The 15222-nt window shown below is 71.5% G+C and carries 16 protein-coding genes; 3 read left to right on the top strand and 13 right to left on the bottom strand.

Annotation, left to right across the window (positions count from 1 at the left end; genetic code table 11):
* Window positions 1-25: 25 nt before the first annotated feature.
* The 6 genes from ACIQOU_RS12525 to ACIQOU_RS12500 all read right to left on the bottom strand — a co-directional run bounded on the left by ACIQOU_RS12525 (window position 26) and on the right by ACIQOU_RS12500 (window position 5243).
* Entirely contained in the window at window positions 26-481 is a 456-nt protein-coding gene (locus tag ACIQOU_RS12525) for an ATP-binding protein (protein ID WP_401536413.1), read from the bottom strand.
* A gap of 76 nt (window positions 482-557) precedes the next feature.
* Window positions 558-1007, bottom strand: a complete 450-nt coding sequence (locus ACIQOU_RS12520) for a response regulator (RefSeq protein ID WP_401536411.1) — start codon at window positions 1005-1007, stop codon at window positions 558-560.
* Window positions 1004-2557, bottom strand: coding sequence for an ATP-binding protein (locus ACIQOU_RS12515; RefSeq protein WP_401536738.1), 1554 nt, complete (start codon window positions 2555-2557; stop codon window positions 1004-1006). The genes ACIQOU_RS12520 and ACIQOU_RS12515 overlap by 4 nt, the downstream gene beginning before the upstream one ends.
* 103 nt (window positions 2558-2660) lie before the next feature.
* Window positions 2661-3896, bottom strand: coding sequence for a PP2C family protein-serine/threonine phosphatase (locus ACIQOU_RS12510; protein ID WP_401536408.1), 1236 nt, complete (start codon window positions 3894-3896; stop codon window positions 2661-2663).
* A gap of 204 nt (window positions 3897-4100) precedes the next feature.
* Entirely contained in the window at window positions 4101-4937 is an 837-nt protein-coding gene (locus ACIQOU_RS12505) for a SigB/SigF/SigG family RNA polymerase sigma factor (protein WP_401536406.1), read from the bottom strand.
* 129 nt (window positions 4938-5066) lie between these two features.
* Complete coding sequence (locus ACIQOU_RS12500; RefSeq protein ID WP_401536404.1) at window positions 5067-5243, bottom strand: hypothetical protein; 177 nt, start codon at window positions 5241-5243, stop codon at window positions 5067-5069.
* Between the two features lie 183 nt (window positions 5244-5426).
* On the opposite strand from ACIQOU_RS12500, the gene ACIQOU_RS12495 reads away from it, so the two are divergent.
* Entirely contained in the window at window positions 5427-5978 is a 552-nt protein-coding gene (locus tag ACIQOU_RS12495) for a hypothetical protein (protein ID WP_401536402.1), read from the top strand.
* A 3-nt stretch (window positions 5979-5981) separates the two neighbouring features.
* Here the strand turns inward: ACIQOU_RS12495 and ACIQOU_RS12490 are convergent, their stop codons facing one another.
* Window positions 5982-8009 carry an ATP-binding protein gene (locus tag ACIQOU_RS12490; RefSeq protein WP_401536400.1) on the bottom strand — a complete coding sequence of 676 codons (2028 nt, stop codon included), beginning with the start codon at window positions 8007-8009 and terminating at the stop codon, window positions 5982-5984.
* A gap of 116 nt (window positions 8010-8125) precedes the next feature.
* A complete protein-coding gene (locus ACIQOU_RS12485) occupies window positions 8126-8620 on the bottom strand; it encodes a carboxymuconolactone decarboxylase family protein (RefSeq protein WP_401536398.1) in 495 nt (164 codons plus the stop codon).
* Between the two features lie 211 nt (window positions 8621-8831).
* Here ACIQOU_RS12485 and ACIQOU_RS12480 point away from each other — a divergent pair, with 211 nt between their 5' ends.
* Window positions 8832-9620, top strand: a complete 789-nt coding sequence (locus tag ACIQOU_RS12480) for an SAM-dependent methyltransferase (protein WP_401536396.1) — start codon at window positions 8832-8834, stop codon at window positions 9618-9620.
* Window positions 9621-9711: 91 nt separating this feature from the next.
* Here ACIQOU_RS12480 and ACIQOU_RS12475 read toward each other — a convergent pair whose 3' ends face one another.
* Complete coding sequence (locus ACIQOU_RS12475; protein WP_401536395.1) at window positions 9712-10848, bottom strand: sugar ABC transporter substrate-binding protein; 1137 nt, start codon at window positions 10846-10848, stop codon at window positions 9712-9714.
* Window positions 10849-11174: 326 nt separating this feature from the next.
* On the opposite strand from ACIQOU_RS12475, the gene ACIQOU_RS12470 reads away from it, so the two are divergent.
* The gene (locus ACIQOU_RS12470) at window positions 11175-12401 is read left to right on the top strand and encodes a cytochrome P450 (RefSeq protein ID WP_401536394.1); all 1227 of its coding nucleotides are present in this window, start codon (window positions 11175-11177) and stop codon (window positions 12399-12401) included.
* 66 nt (window positions 12402-12467) lie between these two features.
* Here ACIQOU_RS12470 and ACIQOU_RS12465 read toward each other — a convergent pair whose 3' ends face one another.
* From ACIQOU_RS12465 to ACIQOU_RS12450, 4 genes are read right to left on the bottom strand one after another with little or no spacing between them, the layout of a single operon-like run.
* Window positions 12468-13733, bottom strand: a complete 1266-nt coding sequence (locus tag ACIQOU_RS12465) for a cytochrome P450 (protein ID WP_401536393.1) — start codon at window positions 13731-13733, stop codon at window positions 12468-12470.
* Window positions 13730-14347: a GTP-binding protein gene (locus ACIQOU_RS12460; RefSeq protein WP_401536392.1), complete on the bottom strand. Its 618-nt coding sequence runs from the start codon at window positions 14345-14347 to the stop codon at window positions 13730-13732. Before ACIQOU_RS12460 ends, ACIQOU_RS12465 begins: the two co-directional genes overlap by 4 nt.
* A complete protein-coding gene (locus tag ACIQOU_RS12455) occupies window positions 14328-14684 on the bottom strand; it encodes a DUF742 domain-containing protein (protein WP_401536391.1) in 357 nt (118 codons plus the stop codon). The genes ACIQOU_RS12460 and ACIQOU_RS12455 overlap by 20 nt, the downstream gene beginning before the upstream one ends.
* Window positions 14681-15100, bottom strand: coding sequence for a roadblock/LC7 domain-containing protein (locus ACIQOU_RS12450; protein WP_401536736.1), 420 nt, complete (start codon window positions 15098-15100; stop codon window positions 14681-14683). The genes ACIQOU_RS12455 and ACIQOU_RS12450 overlap by 4 nt, the downstream gene beginning before the upstream one ends.
* Window positions 15101-15222: the final 122 nt, after the last annotated feature.

Here is a 15222-nt window from a genome sequence, read left to right as displayed (position 1 = left end):
GCCCGGTGTCGCTACCCCGGCGTGGCTACCCGGCGTCGCGCAGGGCGATCCGTACGGTGACGCGCTTGCCGACCGGTTCCATCGACACCCGGTACGACTCCACCAGGGCGGTCACGATCTCCAGGCCGTGGCGGCCCGGCCGTTCGGGGTCGGCGCTGTGCACGACGGGCAGTCGGGGCCCGGAGTCCCAGATGGTGACCTCCAGTTGGTCGGCCACGATCCGCAGGTCCATCAGCACGGGTCCCGGCGCGTACTTGCGGGCGTTGGTGACGAGTTCGCTCACCACCAGCTGGGTCACGTCCAACGCCCGTACGGAGACGGGCAGTCCGTGGGCGGAGCGCACCCGGCCCAGGAACGCGGTCGCCACCTGGCGGGCCTCGGCTATGCAGCCGCCGTCACCCTCGAACGCCGCCGTCGCCTGTATCCGCGTCCGCCCGTGGCCCGGGGTCCTGTCGCCCTGGTCCGGACACTTCGCATCCATAGAACTCGCCTTCACCGGTGTCACGCACAGACTTCTACCCGTCTGTGCCGACCCATGCCGCCCGGGGCCGGATCATTCAGCGGTGCGGGCGGGGCAGCCGGACGACCTGCACGAAGAAGTCGTCGATCTGGCGGACCGCGGCGATGAACTGGTCGAGATCGACCGGCTTGGTGACATACGCGTTGGCGTGCAGCTTGTAGCTGCGCAGGATGTCCTCCTCGGCGGCGGAGGTGGTGAGGACGACGACCGGGATGTGGGACAGGTCGGGGTCGGACTTGATCTTCTCCAGGACCTGACGGCCGTCGTACTTCGGCAGGTTGAGGTCGAGGAGGATCAGCTCGGGGCGCGGGGCGTCGGGGTGCTCGCCGCGCCGGTAGAGGAAGTCGAGGGCCTCCTCGCCGTCACGCACCACGTGCAGGGTGTTGCCGATCTTGTTGTCCTCGAAGGCCTCCCGGGTCATCAGCTCGTCGCCGGGATCGTCCTCGACGAGCAGGACATCGATGGGCGTGGCGGCGGGAACAGTCATGTACGTACCTTTTCCTCGGTGTCGTGCGGGGTGTCGTGCGAGGTGTCGGCCGGTTCGGCGGCGACCGGGAGCGTCAGGCGGAAGCGGGTGCCGTCGAGGTGGTCGGTGTCGATCCAGATCCGGCCGCCGTGGTACTCGACGATCTTCTTGCACAGGGCGAGGCCGATGCCGGTGCCGCCGTAGCTGTCGCGGCTGTGCAGCCGTTGGAAGATCACGAAGACCTTCTCGTTGAACTCCCGGGGGATGCCGATGCCGTTGTCGACGACGTCGATCAGCCAGGCGTCGGGGTGGTCGGGGTCCCGTTCGCAGGTGATGCGGACGTGCGGGGCCCGGTCGGGGTGACGGAACTTGACGGCGTTGCCCACGAGGTTCTGCCAGAGCATCGCGAGCAGCATCGGGTCACCGACGATGCCGGGCAGCTCGGCGGGGCGTTCGATGCGGGCGCCGGTCTCGGTGACGGCGGTCTCGACGTTGGCCAGCGCGCGGTCGAGGGCCTGGTCGAGGTCGACGGGGAGGCGGGCGTCGTTGACGCGGCCGACGCGGGAGAAGGTGAGCAGGTCGTTGATGAGGATCTGCATGCGCTTGGCGCCGTCGACGGCGAAGTCGATGTACTGGAGGCCGCGTTCGTCGAGTTTCTCCCCGTACCGTTTCTCCAGGAGCTGGCAGAACGAGGCGACCTTGCGCAGCGGTTCCTGGAGGTCGTGCGAGGCGACGTAGGCGAACTGCTCCAACTCGGCGTTGGAGCGGCGCAGTTCGACGGCCTGGGCGTCGAGGTCGGCGGCCTGGCTGGTGAGGATCTCCTGCTGGGCCTGGGAGGCTTCGAGTTCGGCGACGAGCTGCTGGCGCATGTACTCGACGTCGTGGGCGACCGCGGTGAGGTCCTTGGGGCCGCCGCCGCTGATGACGTGCTGGAAGTCGCCGCGCGCGACCCGCCGGGAGGAGTCCCGCAGCGCGTCCAGCGGGCGGGCCACCAGCAGCCGCATCAGCAGCGTGAGCACGACGGCGGTCAGCAGGAACGTCACCACCAGCGCGCCCAGGATGTAGGTGCGCACGGTCCGTTCGTGCTCGACGCGCTGTTTGCCGTCGTGGACGGCGCGGGCCAGATCCTCGTTCTGGACGGCCCAGCGGGCGCGGAGTTCGTTGAAGGCGACCCGGCTGCGTTCCGCGACCGCCTTGTCGATGGTCTCGGGCTTGCCGACGGTGACGCCGGCCACCAGCGGGTCGGCGAAGGTGCGGCGCCAGGCGGCGGCCTGCTGTTCGACGGCCTCCAGGTCGCGCAGCAGCTTCGGCCGGTCGCCGACGAGGTCGCGCAGCCGGGCCACCGCACGGGCCTCGGCCTCCTGCCCCTTGGTGTAGGGGGTGAGGAACTGCTTGTCGGCGGCGATGGCGTAGCCGCGGACGCCGGTCTCCTGGTTGACCAGGGTGGCCTGGAGGCGGACGGCCTCGGTCTGGGCGGGCAGTACCCGGTCGGTGAGCCGGTCGGTGGCGTCGGCGGTCTGGTCGAGCAGCCGGGCCCCGATCACGCTGCCGCCGATGACCAGCAGCATCATCACGGCCACGGCCAGGTAGTACCAGCCCTGCACGGTCAGCCGGTGGCCTCTGCCCGGCCCGCCTGTTCCAGCGGTCGTCACGTCGTCCTCCGGCATGGTCGGTTCAGTTCCAGCTCAGGTGCAGTACGGCGACGTCGTCGTCGAGGCCGCCCTGGCTCTCGGCGAGTTGTTCCGCGCGTTCGATCAGCCGGTCGACGAAGGCCTCCGGTGGCAGTCCTGTCACCTCGCGGGCCAGGCGCAGCAGCCCCTGTTCGCCGAGCCGGTCGCGGCCCCGGCCGACGTATCCCTCGAAGAGGCCGTCGGTGACCAGGACCATGGCGGCGCCGGCCGGTACGTCCAGTTCCTGGATGGGCCAGTGGGCCTGGCCCGGTATGACGCCGAGCGCGGGTCCTGCGGGCACCTCGATCCAGTTCACCTCCTGGTCCGGGGTGCGCAGCAGCATGCCGGGGTGTCCGGCGCGGGTGATGCGGACCCGGCGTTCGTCGGGGGCGAGGGTGAGGCTGGTGAGGGTGGCGAAGACCTCGGTGCGGGCGCGTTCGGCGACGAGGATCTCCTCCAGGCGGGCCACCTGCTCGGCGGCCGGGACGCCGCTGAGGACGAGGGTGCGCCAGGCGATGCGCAGGGCGACGCCGAGGGCGGCCTCGTCGGGTCCGTGTCCGGAGACGTCGCCGATCAGTGCGGAGACGGTGCCCTCGGCGTCCTGGACGATGTCGTAGAAGTCGCCGCCCAGGAGGGCCTGGGAGCGGCCCGGGCGGTAGCGGGCGACTATCTGGACGGCGTCCCCGGCGCCGCGGCGCAGCAGCGGGCGGGGCAGCAGGCCACGTTCGAGGCGGGCGTTCTCCTGGGCCTGCATCTGGCTGGCCTGGAGGGCGACGGCGGCCTGTTCGGCCTGCTTGCGCTGGATGGCATAGCGCACGGCGCGGCCGAAGAGGTCGGGTTCGACCCGGCCCTTGACCAGGTAGTCCTGGGCTCCGGCGGCGACGGCGGACAGGCCGGTCTCCTCCTCGGCGAGGCCGGTGAGGACGACGACGGCGACCTGGTCGGCGTGCAGCTGGAACTGCGAGACCGCCTCCAGGCCCGACGCGTCGGGCAGATGCAGGTCGAGCAGGACGCAGTCCGGGGTCTCGTGGGCGAGCACGGCGCGGGCGTCGGCCATCGAGCGCACCCAGCGCAGGCGCATCTTGAGGGCGCTGTCCGCGACCAGTTCCTCCACCAGGAGGGCGTCACCCGGGTCGTCCTCGACGAGCAGGACCGACGGTTCGCGCCAGTGCCACAGCTCGCCCGGGTCCGAGTGCGCGGGTGAGGTCGAACCGGCAGCACTCGGCTGCGACGTCACCATTGTTCCGCCTTCCCCACCTGCGTGTCCGCCCCCATAGTTGTCGTTCGACAACTGTGGTGAGCATACCCGCGTGCTCGGCCTCGTGCCGCGCGCCTCCGGGGGAAGGACGCGGCCGGGCGGGCGCAATCTACAGCAGCCGCCCGGCCGGGACCACACCGCAGGTCGTCGCAGGGATGGGAACGGGAGCGAATCGGCGACGGGGCCTCAGCCGGTGGCGAGCAGGCCCTCGCGCAGCCGGGCCAGCAGGCGGCTCAGCAGGCGGGAGACATGCATCTGGGAGACGCCGAGCCGGGCTCCGATCTCGGCCTGGGTGCGCTCCTCCACGAACCGCATGTGCAGCAGCAGCCGCTCGCGGTCGTCCAGCTCGGCGATGAGCGGGGCGAGGGCGTGGAAGTCCTCGACCAGCTCCAGGGCGCCGTCCTCGCAGCCGATGAAGTCGGCGAGGACGCTCTCGCCCTCCTCGCCCGCCGAGATGGCGGCGTCGAGGGAGGAGGAGTTGTAGCCGTTGGAGGCGAGGCGGGCCTCGACGACCTCGTCCTCGGACAGGCTCATGAGCTGAGCGAGTTCGGCGACCGTCGGGGTGCGCCCCAGGCGGGTGCTCAACTCCTCGGTGGCGCGGGCCAGTTGGACGCGGGCCTCCTGGAGGCGGCGCGGCACGTGGACGGCCCAGGAGGTGTCGCGGAAGAACCGCTTGATCTCGCCGACGATGTAGGGGATGGAGAAGGAGGTGAACTCCACCTCGCGCGCGACCTCGAAGCGGTCGATCGCCTTGATCAGGCCGATGACGCCGACCTGGACGATGTCCTCCATCTCCTCCGGGCCCCGGCTGCGGAACCGGGAGGCCGCGTAGCGGACCAGGGAGATGTTCATCTCGATCAGGGTGCCCCGCGCGTACTGGTGCTCGGGGGTGCCCTCCTCCAGGGTCGCGAGCCGCGCGAGGAAGTGGCGGGTCAGCTCGCGCGCGTCCTTGGGGGCGATCTGGGAGGGGTTGGCGATCTCTTCGATCCGCCGTGTGCCGGTACCCGTCGTCGTCGCCGTCATCGCGCGTCCTCCCCTGGGCGTCCGAGCGGCCGTTCGGCCGGTCGACAGGGCGCGTACCCAGGGTTCACCGACCCATACCTCTTTCTCGCGTTTCTCTCGTCCGGGTTCCGGGTCTCCGTCCGCCGCCGGTCACCTTCTGCGGCCGCGCGCGGACCAGCCGGCGCCGACGCCCGCGAGATGCAGGGCGAGCACGGCGAGGCCGAGCAGCATCACGTTGGTGGAGCTGAAGGTGGCGTTGGTCGAGAGGTCCGTCGCGTTGATGAGGAAGGAGATGAAGAAGAGGATCGCGGAGATGATCGCGAGCATGCCGGTCCGTCCTTTCGGTGGCGGTGCCCGGTGGCACCGTGCGCCCTCCGGGTGCCCCCGCCGACGGGACCCACACCGGACCGGCCGCGCGGAGGGCGGATCGGCTGCCTCCTCTTGCGTGGACTCCCGCCGGTTGCGCGGAAGTTCTCCGTCCGGTGCCGGGTTCGTCCTAGCGTCGTACGCATGACCGACACAGAGAACACTTCGGACTCATCCGCCTCCCGAACACCGGCCGCCCTGACCGGCCGTCGCCCGCTCAGACGCTTCATGGCCGTCGCCGCGGGGGCGACGGTCCTGCTGGCGCTCAGCTTGGGCGTCGCGCTCGCGGACGGCTCGGGCGGCGCATCCACCGCGCGGACCACGGCGGCGAGCGCCGACCCGACGGACCCGGGCACGGACCCGGGCACGAGCACGGGCGGCGGCACCGACGAGGGTGCAACCGACGGCGGCAGCGGCTCGACGTCGGCCGGGTCCGGGGACACGCCGGACCCGACGCCCACGTCCACCTCGGACCCGACGGTGCCGGGCGACCCCGAGCCCTCGGACGGGCCCGACCCCACGGACCAGCCGTCCGCACCGGCCGACCTGGCCGAGCTGAACCGGCGCATCACCGAACTCGACCACAAGGTCGACCAGTTGCCGACCAAGCGCGAACTGGCCGACGCGCTGCGCGCCTTCGCCGACGAACTGGACCGTTCCGGCGCCACACCCACGCCCCAGCCCACCTCGGACTAGTCCTCACCGTCCGGGAGGGGTGCGGCCGAGGAGTTCCCGGGTGATCGCGCCGGGCCCGCGCAGCATCGAGCGGGCGGTCGCCTCGTCGTAGCCGTCGTCGCCCAGCAGGGAGCGCGCGGTCTGCTCGTACCGGGCCCGCAGCGGCGCCAGTTCCGGGGTGCCGCGCTGCGGGTGGCCGACGGCGCTCCAGTACCGTTCGGCCGCGGTGTGGGCGGCGACCGCGCGTTCGCCCGCGCCCTGGGCGGCCAGCGCGGAGGCGAGGATGTCCAGGCCGAGGGCGAGTCCGAAGCTGTCGCCGATGCGCAACTTGCCCTCCAGCATGGACAGGGCGTGGGTGGTGGCGGTGTCGGCCCGCTCCTCGGCGAGGGCCATGACGGCGAGTTGGTAGTCGATGTAGGAACGGGTCCACCACTCGTCCCGGGCGACGGACTCGCGGCGCAGTTCGGCGGCCGCCTCGCGGGCCTCGACGGCGAGGCCACGGGAGGTGTACGCGAAGACCCGGGAGAGCCGGCACAGCACCCGTCCGGTGCCGGACCCACCGGCCTGGGCGGTCTGGGCGAGCGCCGACTCCACCACGTGCTCGGCGGCCAGCGGACGGCCGCCGAGCAGGTGGGTCAGGGAGAGCAGGTAGGCCGATCCGAGCAGGGCGTCGGTGTCGCCGGTCCGTTCGGCCAGGCGCCGGCAGGCCTGGGCCAGGGCGCGGCCCTCCTCGTGCTCCCCGCGCAGCACCCGTACGACGCCGAGCGCCCACAGGGCCCGGGTGCGGGTGGGGCCGGGGGCGGTGGACAGGTCGAGGGCCTCTTCGAGGTAGCGGGCGGCTTCGGGGAGATGGCCGCAGCAGCTCCAGAAGAAGCTGAGGTGCCCGGCCATCTCGACGGCGTCGTCGGGGCGGGTGAGCAGCAGGTGGTCGAGGGCGGTGCACAGGTCGACGTGGGTGCGGCCGATCCAGCCGTACCAGCGGATCTGATCGGCGCCGAACCAGGCCCGGTCGGCCCGGCGGGCGGCGTGCGCGTGGTGGCGGGCGTGCCGGTCGGCGACGGCGCCGGTCTCGCCGAGGGCGTCGAGCCACATCCGCCCGTACTCGCGGACGGTGTCCAGCATCCGGTAGCGGTCGCCGTCGCGGCTGATCACCGACTTGCGTTCGAGTCCGGTGAGGGCCTGGGCGACGTCGGCGGGGGTGAGCGGGCCGCCCGCGCAGACCGCGCTCACGGCCTCGGCGTCCATGGAGCCGCGGAACACCGACAGGCGGGCCCAGAGCAGCCGTTCGGGCGGTGCGCACAGTTCGTGGCTCCAGCCGATGGTGGTGCGCAGGGCCCGGTGCCGGGGCGGTCCGCCGCGCGCGTCGGTGGCGGCGAGGTCGAGCAGCAGGGCGAGTGCGCGGTCGACGTCCTTGAGGGCACGGTCGGCGAGGTGTCCGGCGGCGAGTTCGACGGCGAGCGGGATGCCCTGGAGGCGGGCGCAGAGCCGGGCCGCGACGACGGCGTCGGCCACGCCGGTGAGCGGTCGGCCGGCGTCGGCGGCGAGGCGGGCGAGCAGCGCCGGGGCGTCGGTGTCGACGGGCAGCGGCGCCAGCACGATGCGCCGTTCGCCGGGCAGCGCGAGGGGTTCGCGGCTGGTCGTGAGGACGGTCAGGCGCGGGCAGGCGCGCAGCAGATGGCCGACGAGGGCGGCGCAGCCGGGCAGCAGGTGTTCGCAGGAGTCCAGGACGAGCAGCAGGTCCCGGTCGGCCAGCCAGGCGGCGAGGGCGTCGAGCGGGGTGTCCGGGGTGTGGTCGGCGAACCCGACGGCGTCCGCGACGGTGGCCACCAGGAGCCGGTCGTCGCGCAGTTGCCACAGGTCGGCCCAGGCCGCGTCGCGGTGTGCGGTGCGCGCGAGCCGGTCGGCGGCGTGCAGGGCGAGGCGGCTCTTGCCGACGCCGCCGGACCCGGTGAGGGTGGTCAGCCGGTGGGCGCGCAGGGCATCGGCGAGTTCGTCGGACTCGTCCCGGCGGCCGACGAACCCTGGGGCGATGGGCGGTAATTGACTCGACACGGGGGACAGTCTTCCGTGCCCCGCCCGGCCGCGCGGCCCGATTCGCCTCCTCCACACCGCCCCCGCCTCACACCGGCCGCGCGAAGTGGTGGCGGGGCGCGCGGCCGGGGGGTGTGTCACTCGAAGGTGCGGTGGAGTGCGGCGAGTTGGCCTGCCTGGTAGGTGCCGGCGGGCTGGCGGACGAGGACGTTGATGCGGTTGAAGGCGTTGATCATCGCGATGAGGAGGACCAGGGCGCCGAGCTGTTCCTCGTCGTAGTGCTTGGCCGCGTTCGCCCAGACGTCGTCCGGGACGCCACCGGCCGCGTCGGCGATCCGGGTGCCCTCCTCGACCAGTTCGAGGGCGGCCCGCTCGGCGTCGGTGAAGACGGTGGCCTCGCGCCAGACCGCGACGAGATGCAGGCGCTGGTGGGTCTCACCGGCGTGGGCGGCCTCCTTGACGTGCATGTCGGTGCAGAAGCCGCAGCCGTTGATCTGGCTGGCGCGGATCTTCACCAGCTCCTGGGTCGCGGCCGGCAGGGTCGAGTTCTCCAGGACCGTCCCGACGGCGTTGAGGTGCTTGAAGGCCTTGGCCGAGACCGGGTTGGCGAAGAGGTTCAGACGGGCTTCCATGACGGACTCCTGTGTCGTGTCGTTGGGGACACAGCTATGACCGGACAGCCCCGCCGCATGTGACACCCCCCGATGTGACCTGCGTCACCCACCTCTCCCCGGGCGCTCACGGAACCTCCCCTTCACCCCGTTTCCCGGGCAGCTCCCCGCCCGTAGGATGATCGACTGTTCGGCCCGGCCTCCGGGTCCCCGGCGCGATGGAGTGGACGAGATGACCGACGGCCCCGAGGCGCCCCCGACCATCGACACCAGCAAGGCGCACCCCGCCCGGGTCTACGACTGGCTGCTGGGCGGCAAGGACAACTACCCGGTCGACGAGGCCGTCGGCCAGAGTCTGCCGCCGGCGGCGAAGGACGCGGCGCGGCAGAACCGGCAGTTCATGCACCGGGCGGCGGCCTGGCTGGCCGGACAGGGCGTCGACCAGTTCCTGGACATCGGCACGGGCATACCCACCGAGCCCAATCTGCACCAGGTCGTGCAGCGGATCGTGCCGACGGCGAAGGTCGTGTACGCCGACAACGACCCGATCGTCCTGCGGCACGCCGAGGCGCTGCTCATCAGCGGCACCGAGGGCGTCACCGACTACATCGAGGCCGACGTCCGCCGGCCGGGGCGCATCGTCGAACACGCCCGCGCCACCCTGGACTTCGACCGGCCGATCGCCCTGTCGCTGATCGCGCTGATGCACTTCGTTCCGGACGGGCAGGACGCCCACGCCATCGTCCGTGACCTGGTCGCCACCCTGGCGCCGGGCAGCTATCTGGTGCTGTCGCACGGCGCCTCGGACCTGCTCCCCGAGCTGGCCGCGAAGGCCACCGCCGAGTACGCCCGGGGCGGCATCACGCTCGGCTTCCGCACCCGCACCGAGGTCGCCCGCTTCCTCGACGGTCTCGACCTCGTCGCCCCCGGCCTGGTCACGGCGACGGAATGGGGCACGGCCACTGTCGACGCGGCGCCCAGCGGCGTCTACGCGGCGGTGGCCCGCGTCCCGTCGCCCTGACTCCCCGGCGGGACGAGGCGCCCGTCGTCCGTCCCGGTGGGGCAGCAGCGGGCCGGTCCCCCCGTCCCGCTCCGCCCCGCCCGGCGAGGGGCTACTCCAGGCCGATGGCCGCGCAGTCCGCCTTGTAGGCGGCGGTGCAGATGTCCTTGACGGTGTAGACGCCGTCCTCGATCACCGTGTCCTTGATGTTGTCCTTGGTCAGCGCGACCACGGGCACAAGGCGGGCCGGAATGCCCTGGTCCGACGGGCTGTCGACGGTTTCGGTGGCGAGCGCGTCGAAGCGCAGCTTGCTGTTGCGCACCTTGGCGACGGCCAACTCGGCGGCGTCCGTGGCCTCCTGGGGGAACGGCTTGTAGACGGTCATGTACTGCTCGCCGGACACGATCCGCTGGACCGCGACCAGTTCGGCGTCCTGCCCGGTCACCGGCGGCATCTTGGCGACGCCCGCGTCCTTCAGGGCCTTGATGGCCGCCCCGGCTATGCCGTCGTTGGCCGCGTAGACGGCGGCGATGTTGTCCACGCCGAGCGCCGCGATCGCCTTCTTCATGTTGGCCTCGGCGATCTCCGGGACCCACTCCTCGGTGTTGTAGGACTTGGCGATGATGACGCGGTTCTTCAGCTCGCTGAGCGCGCCCTGCTTGAAGCGGGCGGTGTTCGGGTCGGGGAGCGAGCCGTTGAGCATCACGATCTTGCTGCTCTTGGCGTCGGCGCCGAGGGCGTCGACGATGGCGCGGCCCTGCACCTCGCCGACGAGTTCGTTGTCGTGCGACACATAGGCCGTGATGGGGCCCTGGGCGAGCCGGTCGTAGGCGATGACGGGGATGCCGGCGGCCTTGGCCTTCTCGATGGACGAGGCGATCGCCTTCGCGTCGACCGCGTCCACCAGGAGGACGTCCGCCTTGTCGGCGATCATCTGCTCCATCTGCGCGTTCTGCTTGGTCGCGCTCGCCTCGGCGTTGGCGTAGACGACCTTGCCCTTGCCCGCCGTCAGCGACTTCACGTGCTTCTCGATGAGCGGGTAGTCGAACTTGTCGAAGCGCGCCGTGTCCCGGTCGGGCAGCAGGAGCCCGACCGTGATGTCGTTCCGCTTGTTCGGGGTCGTGGAACTGTCATCCCCGGCCACTGAGTCGAGCGCACCGCAGGCCGTGAGCAGGAAGGCCGACGCCGATGCGGTCACCGCGACGGCGAGACGAGGCGTGGCGGGTCTGCGGGTGGTGCGAGAGTTCACGTGCAAGTGGCCTTTCGGGCAGGAGTGAGCGTCCTGGTGACCAGGTGACTGCACAGCCAACGCCGACAGGATGCACACCGTCAAGACACAATCCGCGCCACTTTGAAACTCGCACGACACATCCGCAATTCGGTGATCAGCGGTGACCGGTGCAGACCCGTCAGTCACGGACGGATCGCACACCGACGGGTGTGACGGGTGTACGGCCGGGCTGTCGTGCCGCAGAGTAGTGGAAACGCTCAACTTCGGCCAGGGCTGGACTGTTTGAGCCATGGCAAGATCAATAACCTACTCACCTAGGTCAGTTGTCCACCTTGAGGAGTTCCGTGTCCACTGCCCACCGGGTGCCCGACATCCTGTCGTCCGACTTCGCGGCGAATCCCTACCCCGCCTACGCGGTGATGCGGGAGAAAGAGCCCCTGATCTGGCACGAGGCCACCCAGAGCTACGTCATCTCCCGCTACGAGGACGTGGAACGCGTCTTCAAGGACAAGAAGGCGCAGTTCACGACCGACAACTACAACTGGCAGATCGAGCCCGTGCACGGGAAGACGATCCTCCAGATGAGCGGGCGCGAGCACGCGGTGCGGCGGGCGCTCGTGGCGCCCGCCTTCCGGGGCACCGACCTCCAGGAGAAGTTCCTGCCGGTCATCGAGCGCAACTCGCGTGAACTCATCGCCGGCTTCCGGCACTCGGGCACCGCGGACCTCGTCGGCGACTACGCGACCCGGTTCCCGGTGAACGTGATCGCGGACATGCTGGGCCTGGACAAGAGCGATCACGCCCGGTTCCACGGCTGGTACACGACGGTCATCGCCTTCCTCGGCAACCTCTCCGGGGACCCGGAGGTGACGGCGGCGGGCGAGCGCACCCGGGTGGAGTTCGCCGAGTACATGTTCCCGATCATCCGGGAGCGCCGGGACCACCTGGGCGACGATCTGCTGTCCACGCTGTGCGCGGCCGAGGTCGACGGCGTCCGGATGAGCGACGAGGACATCAAGGCGTTCTGTAGCCTGCTCCTCGCGGCCGGCGGGGAGACCACCGACAAGGCGATCGCGAGCATTTTCGCCAACCTGCTGACGCATCCCGACCAGTTGGCGGCGGTCCGCGACGACCGGAGTCTGATCGCGGCGGCGTTCGCGGAGACGTTGCGCTACACCCCGCCGGTGCACATGATCATGCGGCAGACGGCGACCGACGTCGAGGTCAGCGGCGGCACCATACCGACCGGCGCCACGGTGACCTGTCTGATCGGCGCCGCGGGCCGGGACCCCGGCCGGTACCACGAGCCCGACCGGTTCGACATCTTCCGCACCGACCTCAGCACGACGTCGGCGTTCTCGGCCGCCGCCGACCATCTGGCGTTCGCGCTCGGCCGGCACTTCTGCGTCGGCGCGCTGCTCGCCAAGGCGGAGGTGGAGATCGGCGTGAGTCAGCTCCTGGACGCGATGCCCGACCTGCGGCTCGCCGACGGCCACCACCCGGCCGAACAGGGCGTGTTCACCCGGGGCCCGCAGTCGCTGCCGGTGCGCTTCACCCCGGTGCCCGCCTGACCGACGTGCTCGGCACGGCCGTTGACGCTCCGCGTGCCCGTCGGGCCGGGTGCGCGGAGGGGGCGGTCAGCGGGCGGCGGGCGTGAACTCCACGGGCAGGGAGGTCAGTCCGCGCATCCAGATGGACGGCCGCCACGTCAACTCGTCCGCCTTCACGCTCAGTACGAGGTCGGGCAGATGGTCGAGGAGCGTCTCGACGGCCGTGCGCGCCATGACGTCCGCCAGCAGCGGGGCCGGGTAGGGGCAGCGGTGTTCGCCGTTGCTGAAGGACAGGTGCGCGGAGTTCTCGGCGCCGACATGGGACTCGGGCCAGATCTGCGGGTCGGTGTTGGCCGCCGCGAGGCCGAGGACGAGGCAGTCGCCCTCCCGGATCAGCCGCCCGCCGAGCTGGGTGTCCCGCACCGCCCACCGGCCGATGAAGTTCTGCGTCGGCGTGTCCAGCCACAGCACCTCATTGAGCGCGTCGCCGACGCTGACCCGGCCGCCGGAGACGTTGACCGCGAAGCGCTCGTCGGTGAGCAGCAGCCGCAGCGTGTTGCAGATCCAGTTGGCGGTCGGCTGCTGCGCGGCGGCGATCACGGAGATCAGGTCCTGCACGATCTCCTCGTCGCTGAGCCCCGCCGGGTCGAGGATCATCCGGGAGGTGACGTCGGGCCCCGGCCGCTCGCGTTTCTCCCGCACCAGCCGCGTGATCCGCTCGCCGACCCTGCCGTACGCGGCGACCGGGTCGTCGCCCTCCCCGGCGTCGAGGGAGATCCGCAGGTCGTCGACGAGTTGGTCGGTGTCGGCGCTGTCCTGCGGCATCCCGCACATCCACAGCACGCCGCGGGCGGGCAGGGCGTGCGCGTACATGGTCATCAGCTCGGCCCGGCCGCTGCCGGAGAACGCGGTGATCAGCTGCTCGGCGATCAGCTGGCACTCACGGGCCAGCTCGAACTGGTCGACGCCCTCCAGGGCCCCGGTGATCACGCCGGCCCGCCGCTGGTGCTCCTCGCGCTCGGTGAACAGCACGGAGGGCTGGTAGCCGACGAACGGGAGCAGCGGCCAGTCCGCGGGGATGTTCGGCCACTGGTTCCAGCGCCGGGAGTCGCGGGCGAACAGCTCGTCGTGGCTGGTCACGTAGGAGACCTCGGGGTAGCCGAGGACCAGCCAGGCCGGGACGCCGCCGTCCAGCAGCACCGGGGCGACCGCGCCGTGCTCCCGGCGCAGCGTGCGGTACAGCTGGGCAGGCGTCTGCTGGTACTCAAGGCCGCCCAGGGGCACGGCGTCGGCGTGCGCGGGGCAGCCGGGCGGCGGCGTGGTCGCGGCCGGGGAGCCGGGGGTGTCGCTCACGGTTTCCTCTCCTGGGACAGTGCCAATGCGTAGAGGTGGTCCACCAGGGTGATGAGGACCTCCTTGCCCGAGGCCCGCACCCGCGCGTCGCAGTCGACCATCGGTACGTGCGCGCCGAGGGCGAGGGCCTGGCGGATCTCGTCGAGGGAGAAGCGGGACTGGTCGTCGTCGAAGCGGTTGACGGCCACCACGAACGGGGTGCGGTGGTGTTCCAGCCGGTCTATCGCGTACCAGGAGTCCTGCATGCGCCGGGTGTCGACGAGGACGACCGCGCCGAGCGTGCCGGAGAACAGCCGGTCCCACAGGTACCAGAAGCGTTCCTGGCCCGGGGCGCCGAACAGGTACAGCACCATGCTCTGGTTGAGGCTGATGCGCCCGAAGTCGAAGGCGACGGTCGTGGTGGTCTTGCGTTCCACACCGGCCGTCTCGTCGACGCCCTGACCTGCGGTGGTCATGACCTCTTCGGTGTTCAGCGGTCTGATCTCGCTGACCGAGCGGACCAGGGTGGTCTTGCCGACGCCGAATCCGCCCACCACGACGATCTTCAGGCCGGTCTCGGCGCCGTCGGCCAGCGGTGTGCGCTGGGAGGGCGCTTCAGAGGTTGCGGAGCCCATGGAGCACCTCCTGGAGCAGGGCGGTTTCGGGGAGGGCCGCGACGGAGCGGGCCGCGCGGGGGTGGCGGGCGCTGATCCGGCCCATGTCGTGGAGGTCGCCGAGGAGAATCCGGACGACCGTGATGGGCAGCTTCAGTTCGGCGGAGACCTCGACGAGTGCGGTCGGGTGACGGCACAGTTCGAGAATCCGGACGTGTTCCGACTGCATCCCGGCCGTCGGTTCGCACTCGCTGACGATGAGGGTCACCAGGTCGAAGGTGTCGTCGGCCTCGCTGCGTCCGCCCGTGACCGTGTACAGGCGGTCCGGGTCGCCGATGTCCACGGGTTTGTTGGTCACCTGGTGGCACCCCGGACGGCGGGTGTGCGGGGCTCGGCGCGCAGGTGCTCGCCGATCTGTTCGACCAGCTCGGTCATCTGGTGGCCGACGACGCCGGGGTCGGCGCTCTCCTGGGCGACGACGGCGAGGTGCGCGCCCTGACCGGCCTCCACGATGAACAGCAGGCCGCCGTGGAACTCGGTCATGGAGTGCCGCACGCCGCCCGAGCCGTCGCCGAACTCCACGGAGGCGCCCTGGGCGAGGGCCTGGATGCCGGAGCAGATGGCCGAGAGCTGGTCGGCCTGGTCGAGCGTGAGGTGCTCGGTCCAGCACAGCTTCAGGCCGTCCCGCGACAGGACGAGCGCGTGGCGGGTGCCAGGCGTGCGCTCCAAGAGGTTCATGAGGAGCCAGGTGAGGCTGTTGTCAGTGGTCTCCATGGTGGGTGGGGCGGGTGTCGACCTGGTCGAGGTCACCCGGCCCGTTCCTCCAATCCAGCGAAGTACGGCGAATCTGCGGGGGCGTGGGGGGGTGCCGGGCCCTGGGCGGTGCGCGGGGCCCG

It is taken from the genome of Streptomyces sp. NPDC091279 (genome assembly GCF_044757465.1).
GTDB lineage: Bacteria > Actinomycetota > Actinomycetes > Streptomycetales > Streptomycetaceae > Streptomyces.
Note: the sequence above shows the minus strand (reverse complement) of the source record. Positions and strands in the feature narration are given on the sequence as shown.

What these genes read in the sequence shown, in the direction of transcription:
- ACIQOU_RS12525 (WP_401536413.1), bottom strand. Translation starts at nt 481, where the DNA reads ATGGATGCGAAGTGTCCGGACCAGGGCGACAGGACCCCGGGCCACGGG.
- ACIQOU_RS12520 (WP_401536411.1), bottom strand. Translation starts at nt 1,007, where the DNA reads ATGACTGTTCCCGCCGCCACGCCCATCGATGTCCTGCTCGTCGAGGAC.
- ACIQOU_RS12515 (WP_401536738.1), bottom strand. Translation starts at nt 2,557, where the DNA reads ATGATGCTGCTGGTCATCGGCGGCAGCGTGATCGGGGCCCGGCTGCTC.
- ACIQOU_RS12510 (WP_401536408.1), bottom strand. Translation starts at nt 3,896, where the DNA reads ATGGTGACGTCGCAGCCGAGTGCTGCCGGTTCGACCTCACCCGCGCAC.
- ACIQOU_RS12505 (WP_401536406.1), bottom strand. Translation starts at nt 4,937, where the DNA reads ATGACGGCGACGACGACGGGTACCGGCACACGGCGGATCGAAGAGATC.
- ACIQOU_RS12500 (WP_401536404.1), bottom strand. Translation starts at nt 5,243, where the DNA reads ATGCTCGCGATCATCTCCGCGATCCTCTTCTTCATCTCCTTCCTCATC.
- ACIQOU_RS12495 (WP_401536402.1), top strand. Translation starts at nt 5,427, where the DNA reads ATGACCGACACAGAGAACACTTCGGACTCATCCGCCTCCCGAACACCG.
- ACIQOU_RS12485 (WP_401536398.1), bottom strand. Translation starts at nt 8,620, where the DNA reads ATGGAAGCCCGTCTGAACCTCTTCGCCAACCCGGTCTCGGCCAAGGCC.
- ACIQOU_RS12480 (WP_401536396.1), top strand. Translation starts at nt 8,832, where the DNA reads ATGACCGACGGCCCCGAGGCGCCCCCGACCATCGACACCAGCAAGGCG.
- ACIQOU_RS12460 (WP_401536392.1), bottom strand. Translation starts at nt 14,347, where the DNA reads ATGGGCTCCGCAACCTCTGAAGCGCCCTCCCAGCGCACACCGCTGGCC.
- ACIQOU_RS12450 (WP_401536736.1), bottom strand. Translation starts at nt 15,100, where the DNA reads ATGGAGACCACTGACAACAGCCTCACCTGGCTCCTCATGAACCTCTTG.